Source organism: Sphingomonas kyeonggiensis, from assembly GCF_014204495.1.
Classification (GTDB): domain Bacteria; phylum Pseudomonadota; class Alphaproteobacteria; order Sphingomonadales; family Sphingomonadaceae; genus Sphingomonas; species Sphingomonas kyeonggiensis_A.
On record NZ_JACHLN010000003.1, the window covers coordinates 399105 to 419154 of the forward strand.

General features: G+C 67.6%; 16 protein-coding genes. 13 read left to right on the plus strand and 3 right to left on the minus strand.

Features of this window, described 5'->3' with window-relative positions:
* Positions 1-2: 2 nt before the first annotated feature.
* From fliI to HNP52_RS16210, 12 genes are all read left to right on the plus strand, one after another.
* A complete protein-coding gene (gene fliI / locus HNP52_RS16155) occupies positions 3-1343 on the plus strand; it encodes a flagellar protein export ATPase FliI (protein ID WP_184168659.1) in 1341 nt (446 codons plus the stop codon).
* Positions 1340-1765 (plus strand): hypothetical protein, encoded by a 426-nt coding sequence (locus HNP52_RS16160; RefSeq protein WP_184168660.1) that lies wholly within the window; start codon positions 1340-1342, stop codon positions 1763-1765. Before fliI ends, HNP52_RS16160 begins: the two co-directional genes overlap by 4 nt.
* The gene (locus HNP52_RS16165) at positions 1762-2817 is read left to right on the plus strand and encodes a peptidoglycan-binding protein (protein WP_184168661.1); all 1056 of its coding nucleotides are present in this window, start codon (positions 1762-1764) and stop codon (positions 2815-2817) included. The genes HNP52_RS16160 and HNP52_RS16165 overlap by 4 nt, the downstream gene beginning before the upstream one ends.
* A gap of 227 nt (positions 2818-3044) precedes the next feature.
* Entirely contained in the window at positions 3045-4106 is a 1062-nt protein-coding gene (locus HNP52_RS16170) for a sigma factor-like helix-turn-helix DNA-binding protein (RefSeq protein ID WP_184168662.1), read from the plus strand.
* A 67-nt stretch (positions 4107-4173) separates the two neighbouring features.
* Positions 4174-4689, plus strand: coding sequence for a hypothetical protein (locus HNP52_RS16175; protein ID WP_184168663.1), 516 nt, complete (start codon positions 4174-4176; stop codon positions 4687-4689).
* 270 nt (positions 4690-4959) lie between these two features.
* Positions 4960-5868 carry an XRE family transcriptional regulator gene (locus HNP52_RS16180; protein ID WP_311768493.1) on the plus strand — a complete coding sequence of 303 codons (909 nt, stop codon included), beginning with the start codon at positions 4960-4962 and terminating at the stop codon, positions 5866-5868.
* A gap of 27 nt (positions 5869-5895) precedes the next feature.
* On the plus strand, positions 5896-6567 hold the full coding sequence (locus HNP52_RS16185) for a dTMP kinase (protein WP_184168665.1): 672 nt from the start codon (positions 5896-5898) through the stop codon (positions 6565-6567).
* A gap of 87 nt (positions 6568-6654) precedes the next feature.
* A complete protein-coding gene (locus HNP52_RS16190) occupies positions 6655-7779 on the plus strand; it encodes a fumarylacetoacetate hydrolase family protein (protein ID WP_221416456.1) in 1125 nt (374 codons plus the stop codon).
* Positions 7780-7827: 48 nt separating this feature from the next.
* Complete coding sequence (locus tag HNP52_RS16195; protein ID WP_184168666.1) at positions 7828-8625, plus strand: SDR family NAD(P)-dependent oxidoreductase; 798 nt, start codon at positions 7828-7830, stop codon at positions 8623-8625.
* 3 nt (positions 8626-8628) lie between these two features.
* Positions 8629-9516 (plus strand): SMP-30/gluconolactonase/LRE family protein, encoded by an 888-nt coding sequence (locus tag HNP52_RS16200; RefSeq protein WP_184168667.1) that lies wholly within the window; start codon positions 8629-8631, stop codon positions 9514-9516.
* 202 nt (positions 9517-9718) lie between these two features.
* Positions 9719-10186 (plus strand): MarR family transcriptional regulator, encoded by a 468-nt coding sequence (locus HNP52_RS16205; RefSeq protein WP_184168668.1) that lies wholly within the window; start codon positions 9719-9721, stop codon positions 10184-10186.
* A 370-nt stretch (positions 10187-10556) separates the two neighbouring features.
* Positions 10557-12608 carry a hypothetical protein gene (locus HNP52_RS16210; RefSeq protein WP_184168669.1) on the plus strand — a complete coding sequence of 684 codons (2052 nt, stop codon included), beginning with the start codon at positions 10557-10559 and terminating at the stop codon, positions 12606-12608.
* Between the two features lie 160 nt (positions 12609-12768).
* Here the strand turns inward: HNP52_RS16210 and HNP52_RS16215 are convergent, their stop codons facing one another.
* From HNP52_RS16215 to HNP52_RS16225, 3 genes are all read right to left on the minus strand, one after another.
* A complete protein-coding gene (locus HNP52_RS16215) occupies positions 12769-14547 on the minus strand; it encodes an IlvD/Edd family dehydratase (protein ID WP_184168670.1) in 1779 nt (592 codons plus the stop codon).
* An 81-nt stretch (positions 14548-14628) separates the two neighbouring features.
* A complete protein-coding gene (locus HNP52_RS16220) occupies positions 14629-16032 on the minus strand; it encodes a sugar porter family MFS transporter (RefSeq protein WP_184168671.1) in 1404 nt (467 codons plus the stop codon).
* Between the two features lie 262 nt (positions 16033-16294).
* Positions 16295-17383, minus strand: coding sequence for a LacI family DNA-binding transcriptional regulator (locus HNP52_RS16225; protein ID WP_184168672.1), 1089 nt, complete (start codon positions 17381-17383; stop codon positions 16295-16297).
* Positions 17384-17541: 158 nt separating this feature from the next.
* Between HNP52_RS16225 and HNP52_RS16230 the strand changes: the two genes are divergently transcribed.
* Positions 17542-19944 (plus strand): glycoside hydrolase family 3 N-terminal domain-containing protein, encoded by a 2403-nt coding sequence (locus HNP52_RS16230; RefSeq protein ID WP_221416458.1) that lies wholly within the window; start codon positions 17542-17544, stop codon positions 19942-19944.
* The last annotated feature ends 106 nt before the right edge of the window (positions 19945-20050 follow it).

A 20050-nucleotide genomic window follows, 5' to 3' on the forward strand; every position in this document is an offset into this window, starting at 1 on the left:
AGGTGCAGACGCTCGCCAGCGCAGCCCGTGCGATCCGGGACATGATGCCCGATCGCCGCTTCGGCCGCGTCGTCGCGGTTCGCGGCGCGCTGATCGAAGTGGAAGGGCTCGCCGGCGCCGCGCAGATCGGCAGCCGCATCGAGATCACCTCGCCCAACGGCATCGTCCAGGCGGAAGTGACCGCGCTCGACCGCGAAGTCGCCTTGTGCCTGCCGTTCGTCGATCCGCAGGGCGTGGGCCTGGGCGCGCGCGCCGAGCTCGGCGCGGGCCAGTTCAGCGTCCGCCCCTCCCAGGCCTGGCTCGGCCGGATGATCAACGGGCTCGGCCAGCCGGTGGACGGGCTCGGCTCGCTTCCCAATGGCGCCGACCCGCAGCCGATCAAGGCGCCGCCGCCGGCCGCCGCCAACCGCGCCCGCGTCGCCGAGCGGATCGAGACGGGGGTGCGCACGCTCGACCTGTTCGTGCCGCTGTGCCGCGGCCAGCGCCTCGGCCTGTTCGCCGGTTCGGGCGTCGGCAAGTCGGTGCTGCTGTCGATGCTGGCGCGCTGGACCCAGTGCGACGTTGCCGTCATCGGCCTGATCGGCGAGCGCGGCCGCGAAGTGCAGGAATTCATCGAGGACGATCTCGGGCCCGAGGGCATGGCCCGCTCGGTCGTCGTCGTCGCCACCTCCGACGAGCCCGCGCTGATGCGCCGCCAGGCCGCCTGGACCACCCTCGCCGTCGCCGAGCATTTCCGCGACCAGGGCCTCAACGTGCTGTGCCTGATGGACTCGGTCACCCGCTTCGCCATGGCGCAGCGCGAGATCGGCCTGGCCAGTGGCGAGCCACCGGCCACCAAGGGCTATACCCCCACCGTCTTCGCCGAGCTGCCCCGCCTGCTCGAGCGCGCCGGCCCCGGCGAGCCGGGCAAGGGCATGATCACCGGTCTGTTCACCGTCCTCGTCGATGGCGACGACCATAACGAGCCGGTCGCCGACGCCGTGCGTGGTATCCTCGACGGCCACGTCGTGATGCGCCGCGCGATCGCCGAGCGCGGCCGCTATCCGGCGATCGACATCCTCAAATCGGTGTCGCGCACGCTGCCGCACTGCATGAACGACGCGCAGAACGACATCCGCGTCGGCGCGCGCAAGCTGCTCTCCACCTATACCGACATGGAAGAGATGGTGCGGCTCGGCGCGTACAAGGCCGGCTCCTCGCCCGAGGTCGACCGCGCCGTCGCGCTGGCGCCCGAGATCGAGAAGATGCTCAACCAGGGCAAGAACGACCAGGGCAATGCCGACGCCGCCTTCGCCGCGCTCGGCGAGATCGTCGCGCTCAGCATGGAGATGATGGAGCAATGACTCCGTTCGACACCGCCCTGCGCGTCCAGCGCCGCGAGGTCGATGCCGTGAAGGTGTCGATCAGCGTCGAGATCGAAACGATCACCACGCTCAACAGCCAGGCGCACGCCCATGACCTGCGCATGCGCGAGGAGCGTGCGCTCGCCGCCATCGTGCCGATCGCCAGCGATGCATGGCGGCTGCGGATGAAGGCCGAGCGCGCCCGCCTCGACCACCAGGCCCAGCTCGCCAATGTGCGGCTGACTTCGCTGCGCGCCCAGGCCGTCGAGGCCTATGGCACGATGCGCGCGATCGAAGGCGCCGCCGGCCGCTTCAAGGACGAGGCCGAGCGCGTCGCCGCCGGTGCCGAACAATCGATGATCGACGATATCGCCGCCGCCAAGCTGGTGATCGCGCGCCGCAATGCGGAGCGCAGCGCATGATCCCGCGCGCAGACCTTGCCTCGCTGAGCCCGGCCAACCGCGCCAAGGTGATCTACAGCGAAGCGCAGACCGAGCTTGCCAGCCGGTTGTGGAAGGCCGCGCTCGGCGATGGCGACAAGGACGACCGCAAGGGCAATGGCATCGGCCAGAACGGCCTTTCCGGCGATTCGCTGCTCGAGCTGCTCGGCAAGCAGAACGGCATCCAGACCGGCGGCGCCCAGGGCTGCCACTGCGCCTGTGCCTGCTCCTGCCACCAGAAGCCCGCCGCCAGCGCGAGCTTCGCCAATGACTGCGTCGAGGACCTGCGCGGCGCGATCGGCGATGCCGCCGAGCAGAGCAGCCGCAAGATGGCCGCGATGATGAGCACCGGGGCGACCGTATCGGTTGCCAACGGCGCCGTGGTTTCCGGCCTCGCGCTCGGCGCCAATACCCGCTTCGCCCCCGCCCTCGCCATGGCCGAGGCGCGCACCGGCATTCCCGCGACCGCGCTTGCCGCGATCGTCGACGCCGAGGCGGCCAAGGGGCATGACGGCGTCTGGAACACCATGTCGCGCAATCCGCGTTCGAGCGCGGCGGGGCTTGGCCAGTTCCTCAGCGGAACCTGGGAGCAGCTCGCCGAGACTTCGGGCACCTGGCTCAACCAGGTCGCATCGCAGAATGGCTGGCTCGACGGGCGCGGCCAGGTGCAGCCCGGCGCGCGCAGCGAGCTGCTGGCGCTGCGCTATGACGGCCAGGCATCGATCCTGGGCGTCGCGGATCTCGCCAAGATGAACCTCACCCGGCTCGAGCAATCGGGCATCCGCGTGAACACCGATGCCGAGACCCTGGCCAAGTCGGCCTATCTCTCGCACCATCTCGGGCTGGGCGATGCGAAGAAGTTCCTTGCCGGCGGCATCGAGGCCGGACGCGCCCGCATGCTGCTTGCCGCCCAGATCGGCGGCGGCGCGGCCGACCAGCGAATCGCCGCGGCAGGCAACGCCACCCAGGCGCACCGCCAATGGCTGCTCGGATTCATCGATCGCAGAATCCGTCCGGAACAATTCGCCGGCTAAATTATTTTATCCTATAATGCTTCTGCCAGCGGTACCCGAAATGACGGAAACCGCCAAAAAACTCGTAGTTTCCGAGTTTTAACCATATCGCACCTTCCGTAGGGGAATGTGCGATTGGTAGGACTACATATAGGAATTTAAGGGTTCTGTTAAAGGATTAGAAGCCATGTTGCCCCTGTGAACGGCGGTCGAGACCCGGCTGGCCTGGACAAAACAGGGGATACGCAATGTCGAAGATCACGATCGCGCTGGAAGCAGCCGTCGCCACCGTCATCGAGAATACGCCGCAAGACGGCGCCGCTCGCAGCAACCGCCAGCGCGTCTATGTGGACCGTGCCTTCGCCCAGATCCTCAAGCTGATCGCCCCGCGCATCCGCCACTTCGTCCGCCAGTATGGCCTCACCGCGCACTGGGAAGACGCCGAGCAGTGCTGCGCCATCGCCGTGCACCGCGCCATCGAAGCCTATGACCCCGCCAAGGCGCAGTTCACCACCTTCGTGAACTGGCAGATCCGCGGCGAGCTGCAGAGCCTGCGCTTCCGCCTGATGACCGATCAGCGCCCGTCGGCGAAGAAGGTCGAGGCCACCACCGTTTCGCTCAGCGCCCTCGCCACCTCGATCGACGGCGACGAGATTTCGCCCGAGGCGATGATCGAGGACGAGGAAGCCGTGTTCCGCACCGAAGCCGCCGCTTCCGACTATCTCGCCGAAGGCGCCGTCTCGCAGCTCATCGACGCCTATGTCGACCAGCTCCGCAAGGTGGGTGTCGAGGCGCTCCGCCGCCGTCCCCGCCCGAAGCGCGCCGAAGCCGCGCTGCGCCGCGCCGAAGGTCCGCGCCTGCGCTCGGCCACCTATGGCATCGACCCGGCCGAGCTGGAGAAGCTGGAAGCCAAGCTGGCCCGCGACCGCGAGATCGTCGAGCGCCGCGTGTTCCAGACCGCCACCCTCGACGACCTGTCGCTCGAGACCGGCGTGACCAAGGAGCGCGTCCGCCAGATCACCAAGCGCGCCGCCAAGGCGATCGCCGAGATCGCCGCCAAGGATCCGCGCTTCGCCGTGATGGCCGAATATGGCCAGCCCGGCACCCCGAAGCGTCGCCCGGCCCCGGCCGCGCGCACCACGCCGCTGCTGCCCGACACCAACCTGCCGCACAACCGCCTGGCGAGCGTTCGCGCCGTCGACCCGACGACGCTGTCGCCGGTGCTCAGCACCCCGGCCGTCCAGCAGGTCGAGCGCGCCGAGCCGGCCCAGCTTGCCGCCCCGGCCCCGTCGAGCGCTTCGCTCCACTGATCGCATCGGAACGCCCCGCGCGCACCTAGCCATCCTATAATGCTCACAAGAGGCATGGAGGACCCCGATGCATCGCAATCTCGACTGGACCGGCAAGGAGGAGTCGCACGGCTCGCTGCCGCGCCCCAATCGCCGCCTGACCGCGCTCGCCCAGGATGTGGCGCGACTGGCCCAGCCGCTGCTACCCGCCGGCGGCGACCTGTTCCTAGGCCTGGAGGCCACCGCCGACGGCCAGATCCACCTGGTCTGGTGGCGCCAGCACGACTTCAAGCGCATCGCCACCATCTCGGCGACTCCGGACGCCTTCTGCCCCGAGGACAGCGACGAGGGCGCGCTGCAGGACGCGGCGGCGGCACTGCTCGACTATCTCGCCGGCCGCTGGCCGACTCCGCCGGGCGCGCTCGGCGTGATCACCGACGGCGTGGGCGTGGCCTTTGCACCCGACCACCCCTCGCCTTCCGCGGACAGCTGGCTGCTGCGCCACGCCACCGGGGAAAGCACGCTGGCGATGATCCTGGATCTCGACCCCGCCGGCCCCTGCGGACTGTTGATCGGCGGACAATCCACAGGTTCATTCCACTAACGGAATGGCGTTTACCTTGTATTATCCTTGAATTGCTTCAAGATACCTTCAGATTCGAGGGGATCATTGATGGCAGGCGCGAACGGCAAGGGTAAGATGCGGGTGGGATCCGCGGGCGAGCCCCTGATCGATTACTATCGTGCAATCGTTTTCCCGAACCGGGTACGTGAGCAACGGCAGCGTCATGGCTTTGCGAAACTCCTGCGCCTTTCTGCAAATATTCCCGCAATACCCTATATTCGTCTTTCGAAGATCGAACGCGGTGAAGTCGTGGCCCGTCCGGACGAGTTGCGCCGCATCGCCGCCGCCCTTGACATCGCGCCGACGGAGCTGCTGCTCGATATCGACGCGGCGGATTTCGACATCGCTGCCTGGGCCGCGCCGTTCGGCGACGGGGCCCAGCTCGACCTGGAGGAGGAACGGTTCGCGGTGCTGCTCGGCGCGGCGCTGCGCGCCCGTCGCACCCTGGATCCCGCGCTGACCATCGCCGTGATCGAGCGCGATTTCGCGCTGCCCCCGGTCAACCTCTCGCGCGTGGAGAATGCCCAGAAGCCGTTCGGCCGCTGGAACGCAGCCATCCACAACGCCTTGTTCGCCCTGTTCGGCGTAACCGACGAAGCAGCCCTGCGCGCGGAAGTCGAGCAGCGCCATGCGATGGGCGGGCTGGATGCCTTCCTGGCCACCATCGCCAATCCCGAGACGCGCATCGCCCGCACCCGCGAGCGTATTGCCGAACTGACCATGGCGCTGAACGCGGAACCGCCGGCGGAGCCCGCGCCCGCCGTGGCGCTGCCGCTGGCAGGGCCGGTCGGCGCCGTCCGGCTGCTGCCCGTCTTCGGCGTGCCGCTGCCCCAGGGGCTGATCGGCGACCAGCCGACCGGCGAGACGGTCGAGGCCCCGCATATCGCCGGCGTGCGCGCCTTCGGCATCAAGGTATGCCGCGCGACGCTGGGCGGCGGCTTGCCCGCCCAGGCGACCGTGGTCGCCGATCCCGATCGCCTGCCGCTTCCCGGCGGCCTCGCGGCGCTGCGCGAAGGCGACGGCTGGCGGTTGCTCTCGGTGGCTTCCGGCCGCGACGGGCGGATGATCGGCTACAGCGTCAATCCGGACATGGAAGTGCCGCTCGACGATTGCGATCCGTCGAGCCTGGCCGCGATCGTCTCCGCCGTCTTCCTCTGACCGCCCCATATTGCTAGGGCGCTGCCCATGGGGATCATTGTCGCGATCGAAGGCGCCGACGGCGTCGGCAAGAACACCACGTCCAGGCTGCTCTGCGAGACGCTGCAGGCCGCCGGCAAGACCGCGACGGTGATCGGCTTCCCGCGCTATGGCGAGACCGTGGCCGGCGTGACGATCGGCCGCTATCTGGCCGGCGACATGCCGGTGCCGGTGAGTCCGCATGCCGCCGCGACGCTCTATGCACTCGATCGCTTCGAGTGGCGCGACGAGATCCTCAAGGCGGTCGAAGCGCATGATGTGCTGATCTTCGATCGCTATGTCGCCTCGAACATGGCCTATCAGGGCGCGCGCGTGCCTGCCGGGGAGAGCCGCGCGCTGATGGAGTGGATCCTGGCGCTGGAGACCGGCCAGTTCGCCCTGCCCGTCCCCGCGCTATCCATCTATCTCAACACGCCCTGGGACCTTGCGCGTGCGCTGATCCTGCAAAAGGCCGAGCGCAGCTATACCGACAAGAGCTTCGACGCCTATGAGGCGGACGTGGCGCTGCAGCAGCGCGTGCGCGCCAATTACGCGTCGATCGTCGAGGCCGGGCTGCTCGGCCCATGGCGCATGGTGCATGCCAGCACCGACGGCACGATGCGCCCGCCCGCCGAAATCGTCGGCGAGATCATTTCCCTGCTGGAAGCGGTTCCGGAATAAGCCCGAAAGCCGCGCGACCGGCTTGACAGCTCCCCCCGCGGCGCCGCATGGTAGCGCTATCAAAAGCAATATCGGGGTGAGAGGATCTTGAACGCGTCTCCGGCGGAAATACTGCCTGTCGATCATGCCCAGGCGATTCTGGTTGGCCGAGTCCTCACCGAGGCCGGCCCCAGCCCCGTGGTTCTGCGCGGCGGGCGGATCTATGACGTCTCGGCCACCGCGGCGACCGTGGCCGACCTGCTCGACCTGGCCGATCCCGCAAATACCGACGGCACCGACATCGGTTCGGTGCGCACCCTTGGTAGCGATATCGGCCCGACCCTGCTCGCCCCGATCGACCTGCAATGCGTCAAGGCCTGCGGCGTTACCTTCGCCCTCTCGGCTATCGAGCGGGTGATCGAGGAGCGCGCGCGCGGCGATGCCGACAAGGCGAACGAGATCCGCGGCGACTTGGAGGCCAAGGTGGGGTCGGGCATCCGCTCGGTCGTCCCCGGCACGCCCGAGGCCGCCAACCTCAAGGCCGCGCTGATCGAGGCAGGCATGTGGTCGCAGTACCTCGAGGTCGCGATCGGCCCCGATGCCGAGGTGTTCACCAAGGCGCCGGTGCTTTCCGCGGTCGGCTGGGGCGCCGATATCGGCGTGCGCTCGGACAGCGACTGGAACAATCCCGAGCCGGAAGTCGTCCTGATCGTCGACAAGACCGGCACGCCGCGCGGCGCGACGCTGGGCAACGACGTCAACCTGCGCGACTTCGAGGGGCGCAGCGCGCTGCTGCTGGGCAAGGCCAAGGACAATAACGCCTCGACCGCGCTGGGGCCGTTCATCCGCCTGTTCGACGACAGCTTCACGATGGACGATGTCCGCTCGGCCGAAGTCGATCTCGTCATCGACGGGCCCGAGGGATACCGCCTCCAGGGCACCAACAAGATGAGCCAGATCAGCCGCGACCCGACCGAGCTGGTCCGCCAGACGCTGAGCGAGCATCAATATCCGGACGGCTTCGCGCTGTTCCTGGGCACGCTGTTCGCGCCGATACAGGACCGCGACCATCCGGGCCGCGGCTTCACCCACAAGGACGGCGACGTCGTGCGCATCTCGAGCCCCAAGCTCGGCACGCTGGTCAACCGCGTGACCACCTCCAAGGCCGCCGCGCCCTGGACCTTCGGCATCCGCGAGCTGATCCGCAACCTGGCGGGCCGCGACCTGCTGTGAGCGCCGCGCGCGGCCCTAGTCTTTGCATTTCCAAGGTATTCCATTCCCATGTCTGAAGCCGATCCCGCCAACACCGTGCTGACGCGCGACCAGCGCGCCATCTATCCGAGCCTGAAGGGCAAGCGGGTGCTGATCACCGGCGGCGGATCGGGCATCGGCGCCGGGCTGGTCGAAGGGTTCGTCCGCCAGGGCGCCGACGTGACCTTCTTCGACATCGCCGATGCGGACTCGCAGGCGCTGGTCGGCAACCTTTCCGGGCTCGGCAAGGCGCCGACCTACGAGAATGTCGACCTGACCGACATCAAGGGCGCCAAGGCGACCATCGCCCGGCTGATCGAGGAGCATGGCGCCTTCGACGTGCTGATCAACAACGCCGCCAATGACGACCGCCACACCATCGAGGAAGTGACGGAAGACTATTGGGAAAACCGGCTCAATGTGAACCTGCGCCACCTGTTCTTCTGCGCCCAGGCGGTGATCCCGGGGATGAAGGCCAAGGGCGGCGGCGTCATCATCAACATGGGCTCGATCTCCTGGCACCTCGCGCTGGAGGGGCTGATCCTCTACCAGACCGCCAAGGCCGGCATCGAGGGCCTGACCCGCAGCCTCGCGCGCGACCTGGGGCCGGACAATATCCGCTCGGTCTGCATCGTGCCGGGCAATGTGAAGACCCCGCGCCAGATGAAGTGGTACACCCCCGAGGGCGAGGCCGAGATCGTCAACGCCCAGTGCCTCAAGGGCCGGCTGGTGCCCGACGACATCGCGGCGATGGCGCTGTTCCTCGCCTCGGACGACGCGCGGCTGATCACCAGCCACGAGTTCTTCGTCGACGCGGGCTGGCGCTGAGCCATGGGCGTGGTGACGTCGGCGCCGCAGAGCGTCTGGTCGCTCGCCGCTCCCCTGCTCGAAGGGCCGGTCTGGGTGGCGCACGACGCCGCCCTGTGGTTCGTCGACATCAAGGGGCACAAGATCCACCGCTATGACCCGGAGACGGGCGACAAGCGGAGCTGGGATGCCCCCGACCAGGTCGGCTTCGTGCTACCGGCCGCGCGCGGCGGGTTCGTCGCCGGACTGAAGACCGGGCTTGCCCATTTCGACCCCGAGACCGGCGCCTTCACCCAACTGGTTGATCCCGAGCCGGAAAAGCCCGGCAACCGGCTGAACGACGCCACCGTCTGCCCCGATGGCCGGCTGTGGTTCGGCACGATGGACGACGCCGAGGCGGAGGACAGCGGCGCGGTCTACCGGCTGGCGGCGGACGGCGACTGCGTGGCATCGACGCCCTTCTGCTCGATCACCAACGGGCCGGCGATCAGCCCGGACGGCAGGACGCTCTACCATATCGACACGCTGGGCGGGCTGATCTTCGCCTGCGACCTGGCGCCGGACGGCAGCCTGAGCAACCGCCGGGAATTTGCCCGTATTCCCAACGAGCAAGGCTATCCCGACGGGCCGACCGTGGATGCCGAGGGCTGCCTGTGGGTGGGCCTGTACAAGGGATCGGCGGTACGGCGCTACTCGCCGGCCGGCGAGCTGCTGGAAACCGTGGAATTTCCGGTGGATGCGATCACCAAGATCGCCTTTGGCGGGCCCGACCTGAAGACCGTGTTCGCGACCACCGCCAACAAGCACCTCACGCCCGAGGAGAAGGCCGCGAACCCGACCTCGGGGGATCTTTTCAGCTTCCGGGTCTCGGTGGCCGGGGTGGCAGGGACACTGGTCCGCGAAGGCGTCTGAACCAGACGCCGAAGGTGGCCAAGGTTACGCGGGTCGGGCTTTGAGGTCGGCCTAATAGTCAATATTATTGACTATCTATTTTTTGGACTGTAAATCCCTTTTACCGTCATCCCCGCGAAGGCGGGGATCCAGGACGACTTCGCGTGTCGCCCTGGACTCTGGATCCCCGCCTTCGCGGGGATGACGGAATTGGAGGTTTGCCGTGACCGACGTTACCCCTACCCCTACCCCTACCCCCCTGCTCGAAGTCGCGATGCCGGCGCTGTTGCGGCACGCACGGCATACCTATGGCGCGGCGATGCGGGCAGCGCTGGCCGCGCGCGGCTATGACGATATTCCGGCCAATGGCCTGTACGTGATCGGCGCGCTGGCGCTGGGCGAGGCACCACTCGGCCAGATCATCCGCGAGCTGCGCGTCTCCAAGCAGGCGGCCGGGCAGCTGGTCGATGCGCTGGTGCTGCGCGGTTATCTGGAGCGGGAGGTCGACCCACAGGACCGGCGGCGGCTGACCGTGACGTTGACCGAGCGCGGGCAGGCAGCGGCGGATACCCAGCGCGAAGCGCGCGAGGGGATCGATGGCGCGCTGCTGGCGTGCATGGGCGAAGAGAAGGTGCTGCATGCGCGCGAGGTGCTAGCGGCGCTGATCGGGATCGGGCGCGAGGGGGAATAGGGGTCATGCGCGAGCCGGCAGAGAAACCCTGGGCCCCGGCTTTCGCCGGGGAACTATACTCACATGTGGCCGTATCACGTTGCGCTGTGGACGCTTGAGGCGCGGATGTTCGCACTGGGCCCGGTGGCGCCGTGGTTCCGCAAGCGGGTAGCCGCGCGTGACGCCGGCGGTCGGCCTCTCCGTGCGGAGCGATGAAAGCGGTTTCGGCGCGGGCGGAAACAGCGCGCGCCAGCTTCGGCGTATGGTGCGGATGTTCCCCTCCACGTCACCGCGGATCAAGGCCGGGGTGACGCGGGCGCCCACAACATGGCTTACCACCCATTAACCATCCCCTGCCATGCAAGGCGCGCAAACGTTTATGGGGATGGACGTGCAGCAACTATCGGGATTCTGGATCGGCAGCGATCTGGACGAGACGGCATTCGGGAATTTTGCCGAGGACATGGTGACGCGCGAGGACCTGGGCAGACTGCCCAATGTCCTGCTGCTCGCCGAACGCCATGCGGGCTTCTGGGAGACCGAGCGCGGCCAGCTGGTGCTGGTCGGGATGCTCGGCATGCTGGTCGACTCGCTCGAGACGGGGGACGCGAGCGAGGCGCTGGGCGCGATCAGCGCCTGCCCGCCGCGGCTGGCGCAACAGGCGCTCGACCTGCTGATCGCGGCGCTGCCCGAAGGCGCGCTCGATGCGCCGCAGGAAATGGACGATGCCATGCTGTTCTGTACGGCGATCCTCGCGGGCGCCAGCGGCCAGCGGGCGGCGGTGGCGGCATTGCTTGAACAGGGACGGCCGGGGCGCGTGGAAGCGGTCTATGGGCCGCCTGCAGCGATGATCGCAGAGGCCTATGCACCCGCGCCGGAAAAGGCCGAGGCGTTCAAGCCGAAGCTGATCATCTGGGACCTGGACGATACGCTGTGGCACGGCACGCTGGCGGACGGGGACGTGCCGGTGCTGATCGAGAAGCGCGCCGACTTCGTCCGCGCGTTCAACCGGCACGGCGTGGTCTCGGCGATCTGCTCCAAGAACGAATTCGACAAGGCCAGGGCGGCGCTGGAGGGCTTCGGGCTGTGGGAGGAGTTCATCTTCCCGCGCATCGCCTTCGTGCCCAAGGGCGCGGTGATCCGGCGGATGATCGCGGACATGCAGCTGCGGCCCGAGAATGTGCTGTTCGTCGACGACAACCCGCACAATCTCCACGAAGTCGCCGACGCGGTGCCGGGGATCACGGTGGTGGATGCGACCTCGGGCGCATGCGACGCGCTGCTGGAGGAGCTGCTGGCGGGCCAGGCGCATGTCGCGAAGAGCCGGGTGGCGGACTATCGCCTGCTCGAGACCAGGGTGGCCGAGCGCGAAGGCGAGCAGCTGAGCGACGAGGAATTCCTGCTGAAGAGCGGGATCTGCGCGACCTTCACCGACCGGATGGACAACCTCGAATTCGCCGAGCGGATCGAGGAGCTGATCAATCGCTCCAACCAGCTCAACTATACCCAGAGCCGGATCGAGCCGGGCACGATCCGCGACAGGATCCAGGACATCGACCATTACGAAGTGCTCTGCGCCTTCGTCTGGGACAAGTACGGCTATTACGGGCTGGTCGGCGTGGCGGTGTACGCCTTCCGGACCAGGACGCTTGAGCATTTCGCCTTTTCGTGCCGGATCATGCACATGGGCGTGGAGGACGCGATGATCCGGATGCTCGCCGAGCGCGGCTATCCGCTGCAGGCGAGCCCGGCGTTCCGCAAGCCGCTGCCGGCCCAGTCGTCGCGGGCGATCACCACCCTCTCCTATTCGGATGCCGAGGTGCGCGCGCGGGTGCTGGCCGAGGAAGCGCCGCGCGACTGGAGCAAGGTCGACCTGCGGATCATGGCGGACTGCCAGTCCGGCGCCTTCTACCATTACAGCCGGCACCAGGCGGTGACCGATTTCGACAACAACCCGCGGCTGTTCAGCCTGCCCCAGATGAAGACCGGGGCGTACCGCGAACAGCATTTCCCGCGTCACCTCGTCTATGCCGCGGCGAGCGATTACATCGACTGGCGCTGGGAAGCCTATTCACGCGAGATCGATTACGAGCTGTTCCTCGACTGCGCCGACCGCTTCGTCGAGATGGCGGCGACGGGCGGGCACAAGGTGCTGCTGTTCCTGCCGCCCCAGGGGCTGGGGCTGAAGATGTACGAGCTGCACATGGGCTGCGTGCCCGAGCGCAGCCGGGTATGGCATCCGGTGCTCAACCATTATTGGCGCGGCGTGGCCGCGCGCCATCCGGGCGTGTTCACGCTGATCGAGCTGGGGGAGGAACTCGCCGCCGATGAGCTGGTCCATGCGCATCATTATGTGCCGTCGGCGCTGCAGCGGATCAGCGGGATGATCGACGACTGGTATGATGCGGTGAAGGCTGCTGACGTGCTGGACGTGGCGGCTTAGGCTGGTTCTCTTCTGTTCCCCGGCGAAAGCCGGGGCCCAGGGTAACAGAGTGATACGGCAGAGAAACCCTGGGCCCCGGCTTTCGCCGGGGAGCAGTTAAATACCGTCACTCCGCTCGCTGCGGGGTGACGAAAGGGAGGAGGCTCCCCCTCCCTTCGCCTCAGTGATTGTGCCTCGGCACCTTCTCGCTCGTGCGGCGGTACTTGAGCGCGAATTCGAGCGCGGCGCCGTCGCCGAGCTGGCCGGTCTTCTCGCGGTAGAGCTCTTCCCAGGGGGTGTTGCTCTCCGGGATCGGCGGGGCCGGCTCGGTCTTGCGGCGGGCGATCTCTTCCGCATCGACCAGCGCATCGCAGGTGCCGTTGTTGAGATCGACGCGGATAATGTCGCCCGAACGCAGCCACGATAGCCCGCCGCCCGCCGCGCTTTCCGGCGAGGCGTTGAGGATCGAGGGGCTGTCCGACGTGCCCGACTGGCGGCCGTCGCCGAGCGTCGGGAGCGACATGATGCCCTTCTGGATCAGGTGATCGGGCGGCTGCATGTTGACGACTTCCGCCGAGCCGGGCCAGCCGAGCGGGCCGGCGCCGCGGATGACGAGGATGCAGTTCTCGTCGATGTTCAGCGCCGGATCGTTGATGTTGTGGTGATAATCGTCCGAGCCGTCGAACACGATCGCGCGCCCCTCGAACACGCCTTCATGTCCCGGGCGCGAGAGATAGCGGGCACGGAAATCCTCGCCGATCACGCTGGTCTTCATGATCGCGATATCGAAGAGATTGCCCGACAGGACGAGGAAGCCGGCCTTTTCCTTGAGCGGCTTGTCCCAGTCGAAGATCACTTCGCGGTCCGAGACATGGGCATCGGCGATATTCTCGGCGAGGGTCTTGCCGGTGCAGGTGAGCACCGAGCCATCGAGCGCGCCATTGGCGAGCATCTCGGTGAGCACGGCGGGGATGCCGCCGGCGCGGTGGAAGCGCTCGGACAGGAACTGGCCGGCGGGCTGCATGTTGACCACCAGCGGCAGGTCATAGCCCTGGCGCCAGTCGTCCGGGGTGATCTCGATCCCGGCATGCGCGGCCATCGCGACGAGGTGCGGCTGAGCGTTGGTCGAGCCGCCGATCGCGGTGAGCAGCTTGATCGCGTTGAGGAAGCTTGCCTTGGTGAGGATCTTCGAGGGGCGCAGATCGTCATAGGCCATCTCGACGATGCGCTTGCCGGTCTCGTACGCCATCTGGCCGCGCTCGCGGTACGGCGCCGGGATCATCGCGCAGCCGGGGAGCGACATGCCGAGGCCCTCGGCGATGCTGTTCATCGTCGAGGCGGTGCCCATCGTGTTGCAATGGCCCGACGAGGGGGCGCTTTCCATCGCGCGCTTGAGGAATTCGGCCTCGTCGATCTCGCCGGCGGCCATCTTGCGGCGCGACCGCCAGATCACGGTGCCCGAGCCGACCAGCTCGCCTTCGTGCCAGCCGTCGAGCATCGGGCCGCCCGACAGGACGATCGCCGGGATGTCGACGGTGGAGGCGGCCATCAGCGACGACGGCGTGGTCTTGTCGCAGCCGGTGGTGAGGATGACGGCGTCGATCGGATAGCCGTTGAGAATCTCGACCAGGCCGAGATAGGCGAGGTTGCGATCGAGCGCCGCGGTGGGCCGGCGGCAATTCTCGAAGATCGGGTGGAGCGGGAACTCCATCGGGATGCCCCCGGCGGCGAGAATGCCGGCGCGGGCGCGCTTGACCGTCTCGAGATGGATGCGGTTGCACGGCGCGATGTCGCTGCCGGACTGGGCGATGCCGATGATCGGCTTGCCCGAGGTCAGTTCCTCCGGGGTGATGCCGTAGTTCATGAAGCGCTCGAGATAGAGCGCCGCCATGTCGGCGCGGCCGGGCGCGGCGAACCATTCGCGCGAGCGGAACGGACGGACGGGGGTGCGGGTGGTCATAACTTCCTCTTGTGTGCAGAGGGGCGCAAGCCCTGCGGCCCGCGCCCCTCCCCTGTACTCAATCAGCGTGAAGGGCCGGGATCAGCCCTCCATCGCCTCCAGTTCCTTGCCCTTGGTCTCGTGGATGAACTTCTGGACCAGGAAGAAGCTGATCACCGCGCAGACGCCGTAGAAGGTGTAGGCGCCGGTGAGGCTCCACTTCGCCATGCTCGGAAAGGTCTGGGCGATGACATAGTTGGCGCCCCACTGCGCGAAGCCGCAGACCGCCAGCGCCGAGCCGCGGATCTGGTTGGGGAACATCTCGCCGAGCATCACCCACATCACCGGGCCCCAGCTGACGTTGAAGAAGATCACATAGAGATTGGCGGCGACGACTGCGACCATGCCCATCTGCGGGGTGAGGACGAGCTTGCCCGCCGGATCGAGCGTGCCCTGGCTGAAGGCATAGACCATCACGAACAGCGTGACCGCCATGCCGGCCGAGCCGATCAGCAGCAGCGGCTTGCGGCCGATCTTGTCGATCACCGCGATCGTGACGAAGCAGGCGGCGATCGAGACCGCGCCCGAGACGATGTTGATCAGCAGCGCGTCATTCTCGGTGAAGCCGGCGAGCTGCCACAGGGTGGCGCCATAGTAGAAGATCACGTTGATGCCGACGAGCTGCTGGAACACCGCGAGCAGCAGGCCCGCCCAGACGATCGCGCGAATGCCGAGAAAGCCGTTCGGCGCGAAGATATCGGCCAGGCGCGGGCGGTGGTCGGTCGAGAAGCTCGCCTGGATCTCGGCGAGCTTGAGCCCGCCCTCGGTCGCGCCGAACAGGCTGGTGAGCACCTTCAGGGCTTCCGGGTTGCGCTTCTTGGCGACGAGGTAGCGCGGGCTCTCCGGGATAAAGAACAGCGCGACGAGGAAGACGCCGGCCGGGATCGCCTGCATCAGGTACATCCAGCGCCAGGCCTCGATCCCGCCGAGATGGCCGAGCGAGCTGCCGGCGGCCTGGGCGAGGTAATAGTTGACCACGAAGGCGGCGGTGAGGCCGGTGATGATCATGATCTGCTGGACCGTCGTCATCCGGCCGCGGATGTTCGCGGGGGCGACTTCGGAGATGTACGCCGGCGACAGCACCGACGCGGCGCCGACCGCGATGCCGCCGATGATGCGGGCGATGACGAAGATGGTGTGATCGTGCGCGAAGCCCTGGACGAGCGCGCCGCCGAGGAAGAGGAGCGCGGCGAGGCGCATGACGTTGCGGCGGCCCATCGCGTCGGCAAGGGTGCCGGCGAAGAAGGCGCCGAACACGCAGCCGATCAGCAGCGAGCCGACAGTGAAGCCGAGACCGGCCTCGTCGAGCGTGAAGGCGTGCTTGAGGCCTTCCTGCGTGCCATTCACCGCGCCGCTGTCATATCCGAAAAGCAGGCCGCCGATCGTCGCCACCGCGACGATGGCGCCGATCAGGCCGATATTGGCCTTCTGCGCCGTATCATTCATCTGGTTCGTTCCCCTCCATTGCGCCCCGATCGGACGAATTGTTAGCGGTAACGGTGGCTCGATCCGGCGGGAAAAGCAAGGGCGTTCCGCGCGGCCGGGCGACTCCGTCCAGCGTTGTCATGCTGGACCTGTTTGGGGCGGAGGCCAAGCGTTTCCGCTCCCAGCGCCGCTTCCCCGGCGAAAGCCAGGGCCCAGGGTTTCTCTGCCGTGCTGCTCGTGACCCTGGGCCCCGGCTTTCGCCGGGGAACAGGCTGCTCGAACGTCAGCGCCGCGCCGCCCGGCCCGCAGCCGGCTTGCCCGCGCCCGGGGGCGGGCCGCAGGATTCGCGCTGGATCAGCTCGAAATCGAGGACCTGCTCCTCGAGCTTGTCGTTGGTGCCGGCGCGGTGGGCGCGCAGGCGGGCGAGGAGCAGGGTCAGCGCGCTCTCGGCCATGGCGGCGATCGGCTGGCGGACCGTGGTGAGTTCGGGCCACATGGTGGTGGCGAGCGCGGTATCGTCGAAGCCGACGATGCTGATGTCCTGCGGCACGTGCAGCCCGCGGCGATGCGCGACGCCGACGGCGGCGGCGGCCATGTCGTCGTTCGAGGCGAAGATCGCGGTGGGCGGGTTCTTGCGGTCGAGCAGCCGCTCGGCGGCGACGATACCCGAGCGGAAGGTGAAATAGCCCTGCTCGACCGGCATCGCCTTGACGTCGAGCCCGGCGGCCTCGATCGCCTCGACAAAGCCGCGATGGCGCTCGGCCGAGGAGGTCTGGTTCGGGTTGCCGCGAATGAAGCCGATATTGCGGTGGCCCATGTCGAGCAGATGCTTCGTCATCGCGGCCGAGGCGGCGGCATCGTCGATGCGGACATTGAGGCTGCGCTCGGGCGGCAGGCCCATCGCGACCGACACCCAGGGGATGCCGGCGGTCTCGAGCTCGGCCCGGACGGGCGCGGCCTCGGACAGCGGCGGCGGCAGGATCACGCCCTCGACGCTGGTCGCGGCGAACTGGCGCGTGGCCTCGGCCTGCTCGTCCGCGCGCTCGCCTTCACAGGCTTCGAGCACGAGGTGGCAGCCGGCACGGCGGGCAGCGGCGAGCGCACCGATCAGGAATTGCGAGAGATAGGCCGCGGACGGGTTCGAATAGAGCAGGCCGATCTGGGTCGCCTCGCCCGCCGCCAGGCTGCGTGCCGCGCTGTTCGGCGAATAGTTCAGCTTGGCGATCGCCTCGAGAACCGCGTGGCGGGTTGTTTCCCTAACATTGGAACCACCATTGACCACACGCGATACCGTCATCGCGGACACGCCCGCTTCACGCGCGACGTCCTGGACGGTGACCGTGCCACGGCTTCTACGGCTGGGTCTGCTCATCGTTACGGGGATATGCTGCGGTTTCCCTAAATGCAATCGGCGTGAAATCGGTTCGAATGCCCCGGTTGACCGTTCCGGATTTACGCTGATAGTGATAGCGCTACCATAACGCAGACAAGACCGGCGCCCGAGCGCCGCATCACAGAGGGAGAGGTTCGTTGCGCAATTTCCGCCGCATCGCCGCGCTTGCCATCGCCGCCACGGCATTGACGCCCGTACTGGCCGCCCCGGCCCAGGCCCAGGCGGCAAAGGCCGACACCAAGGCGGATCGGCCGCTCTACAAGGATGCCAGCCAGACGGTGGAAGCGCGCGTCGACGACCTGCTCGCGCGGATGACGCTGGAGGAGAAGGTCGCGCAGCTCGTTGCGATCTGGCTCAAGAAGGATGCGATCCAGACCCCCTCGGGCGAGTTCGATCCCGCCAAGGCAAGCGTGTCCTTCCCCAACGGCCTGGGCATGATCTCGCGCCCGTCCGACCGCAAGGGCGTGGCCGCGGGCACCACCAATGCCGGTGCCGACGCGACCGCCAACCGCAATGCGGTGGACACCGCGACGTACATCAACGCCGCGCAGAAATGGTCGATGGAGAAGACCCGGCTCGGCATCCCGATGATCATGCACGAGGAAGCGCTGCACGGGCTGGTAGCGCCGGGCGCGACGAGCTTCCCGCAGTCGATCGGCCTCGCCTCGACCTGGAATCCGGGGCTGCTCGAGAAGGTGTTCAGCGTCGCCGCCGCAGAGGCGCGGGCGCGCGGCGCCAACCTGGTGCTGGCCCCGGTGGTCGATGTCGCGCGCGACCCGCGCTGGGGCCGCATCGAGGAGACCTATGGCGAGGATCCGTATCTCGTCTCCGAGATGGGGCTGGCGGCGATCCGCGGCTTCCAGGGGACTACCCTGCCCCTCGCCAAGGACAAGGTGTTCGTCACGCTCAAGCACATGACCGGGCACGGCCAGCCCGAGAGCGGCACCAATATCGGCCCGGCCTCGCTCGGCGAGCGGACGCTGCGCGAGGACTTCTTCCCGCCCTTCGAAAAGGCCGTGACCCAGCTGCCGGTGCGCGCGGTGATGGCGAGCTATAACGAGATCGACGGCATCCCGAGCCATGCCAACAAATGGCTGCTCAACGACGTGCTGCGCGGCGAATGGGGCTTCAAGGGCGCGGTGGTCAGCGACTATTTCGCGATCCGCGAGCTGGTGACCCGCCACCATATGTACAAGGACGTCAAGGACGCCGGCGCGCGCGCGCTCGATGCGGGCGTCGATGTCGAGACGCCGGACGGCGAAGGCTTCAACTTCCTGATCCAGCTGGTCCGCGAGGGCAAGGTCAGCACGGGCCAGATCGACAATGCGGTGCGCCGCGTGCTCGAGATGAAGTTCGAAGGCGGGCTGTTCGAGAACCCCTATGCCGATGTGAAGCTGGCGGAGAAGCGGACCAACACGCCCGAGGCGATCGCGCTGGCCCGCCAGGCTGCGCGTGAGAGCGTTGTGCTGCTCAAGAATTCCAACGGGCTGCTGCCGCTCGACGCCACCGGCATCAAGCGGATGGCGGTGATCGGCACGCACGCCAGGGACACGCCGATCGGCGGCTATTCGGACATCCCCAACCATGTCGTCTCGCTGCTCGAGGCGATGCAGGCCGAGGGCAAGGGCAAGTTCGCGGTCGACTATTCGGAAGGCGTGCGGCTGACCGAAGGGCGCGTCTGGGCGCAGGACAAGGTGACGCTGACCGACGCGGCGACCAACGACAAGCTGCGCGCCGATGCGGTGGCGGCGGCGAAGAACGCCGATGTCGTGGTGATGGTGCTGGGCGGCAACGAGGCGCTGAGCCGCGAGGCCTGGGCCGACGACCATCTCGGCGACAGCGACAATCTGGAGCTGCCGGGGCCGCAGAACGAACTGGCCAAGGAGATCATCGCGCTGGGCAAGCCGGTGGTGGTGATCCTGCTCAACGGCCGCCCCTATGCGGTCAACTATCTCGCCGAAAAGGCGCCGGCGCTGATCGAGGGCTGGTATCTGGGCGAGCAGACCGGAAATGCGCTTGCCGACGTGCTGTTCGGCCGGTTCAACCCGGGCGGCAAGCTGCCCGTGTCGATCGCGCGCAATGTCGGCCAGCTGCCGAACTACTACAACAAGAAGCCGAGCGCGCGCCGCGGCTATCTGTTCGGCGACACCAGCCCGCTCTATCCGTTCGGCTACGGCCTTTCCTATTCGACCTTCGAAATGGGCAAGCCGGTGCTGGGATCGGGCACGATCGGGATCGCCGACAATGTGAAGGTGAGCGTCGACGTGACCAACACCGGCAAGCGCGCCGGCGACGAAGTGGTCCAGCTCTACGTACGCGATGACGAGGCGAGCGTGACGCGGCCGACGATCGAGCTCAAGCGCTTCCAGCGGGTGACGCTGCAGCCGGGCGAGAAGAAGACGGTGAGCTTCGAGCTGACCCCGGCGGACCTGTCGCTGTGGAACGTGCAGATGAAGCGGGTTGTCGAGCCGGGGACGTTCACGATCTCGGCCGGGCCGAATTCGGTGGACCTGAAGAGCACCACGCTGACGGTTCGGTGATCTGTTCAACCCTCTCCCGCTTTCGCGGGAGAGGGTGGTCGAGCGTTAGCGAGACCGGGTGAGGGTCAGTGGGAGCCACGAGCGGTGCGCTTGCCTCTCGCACACA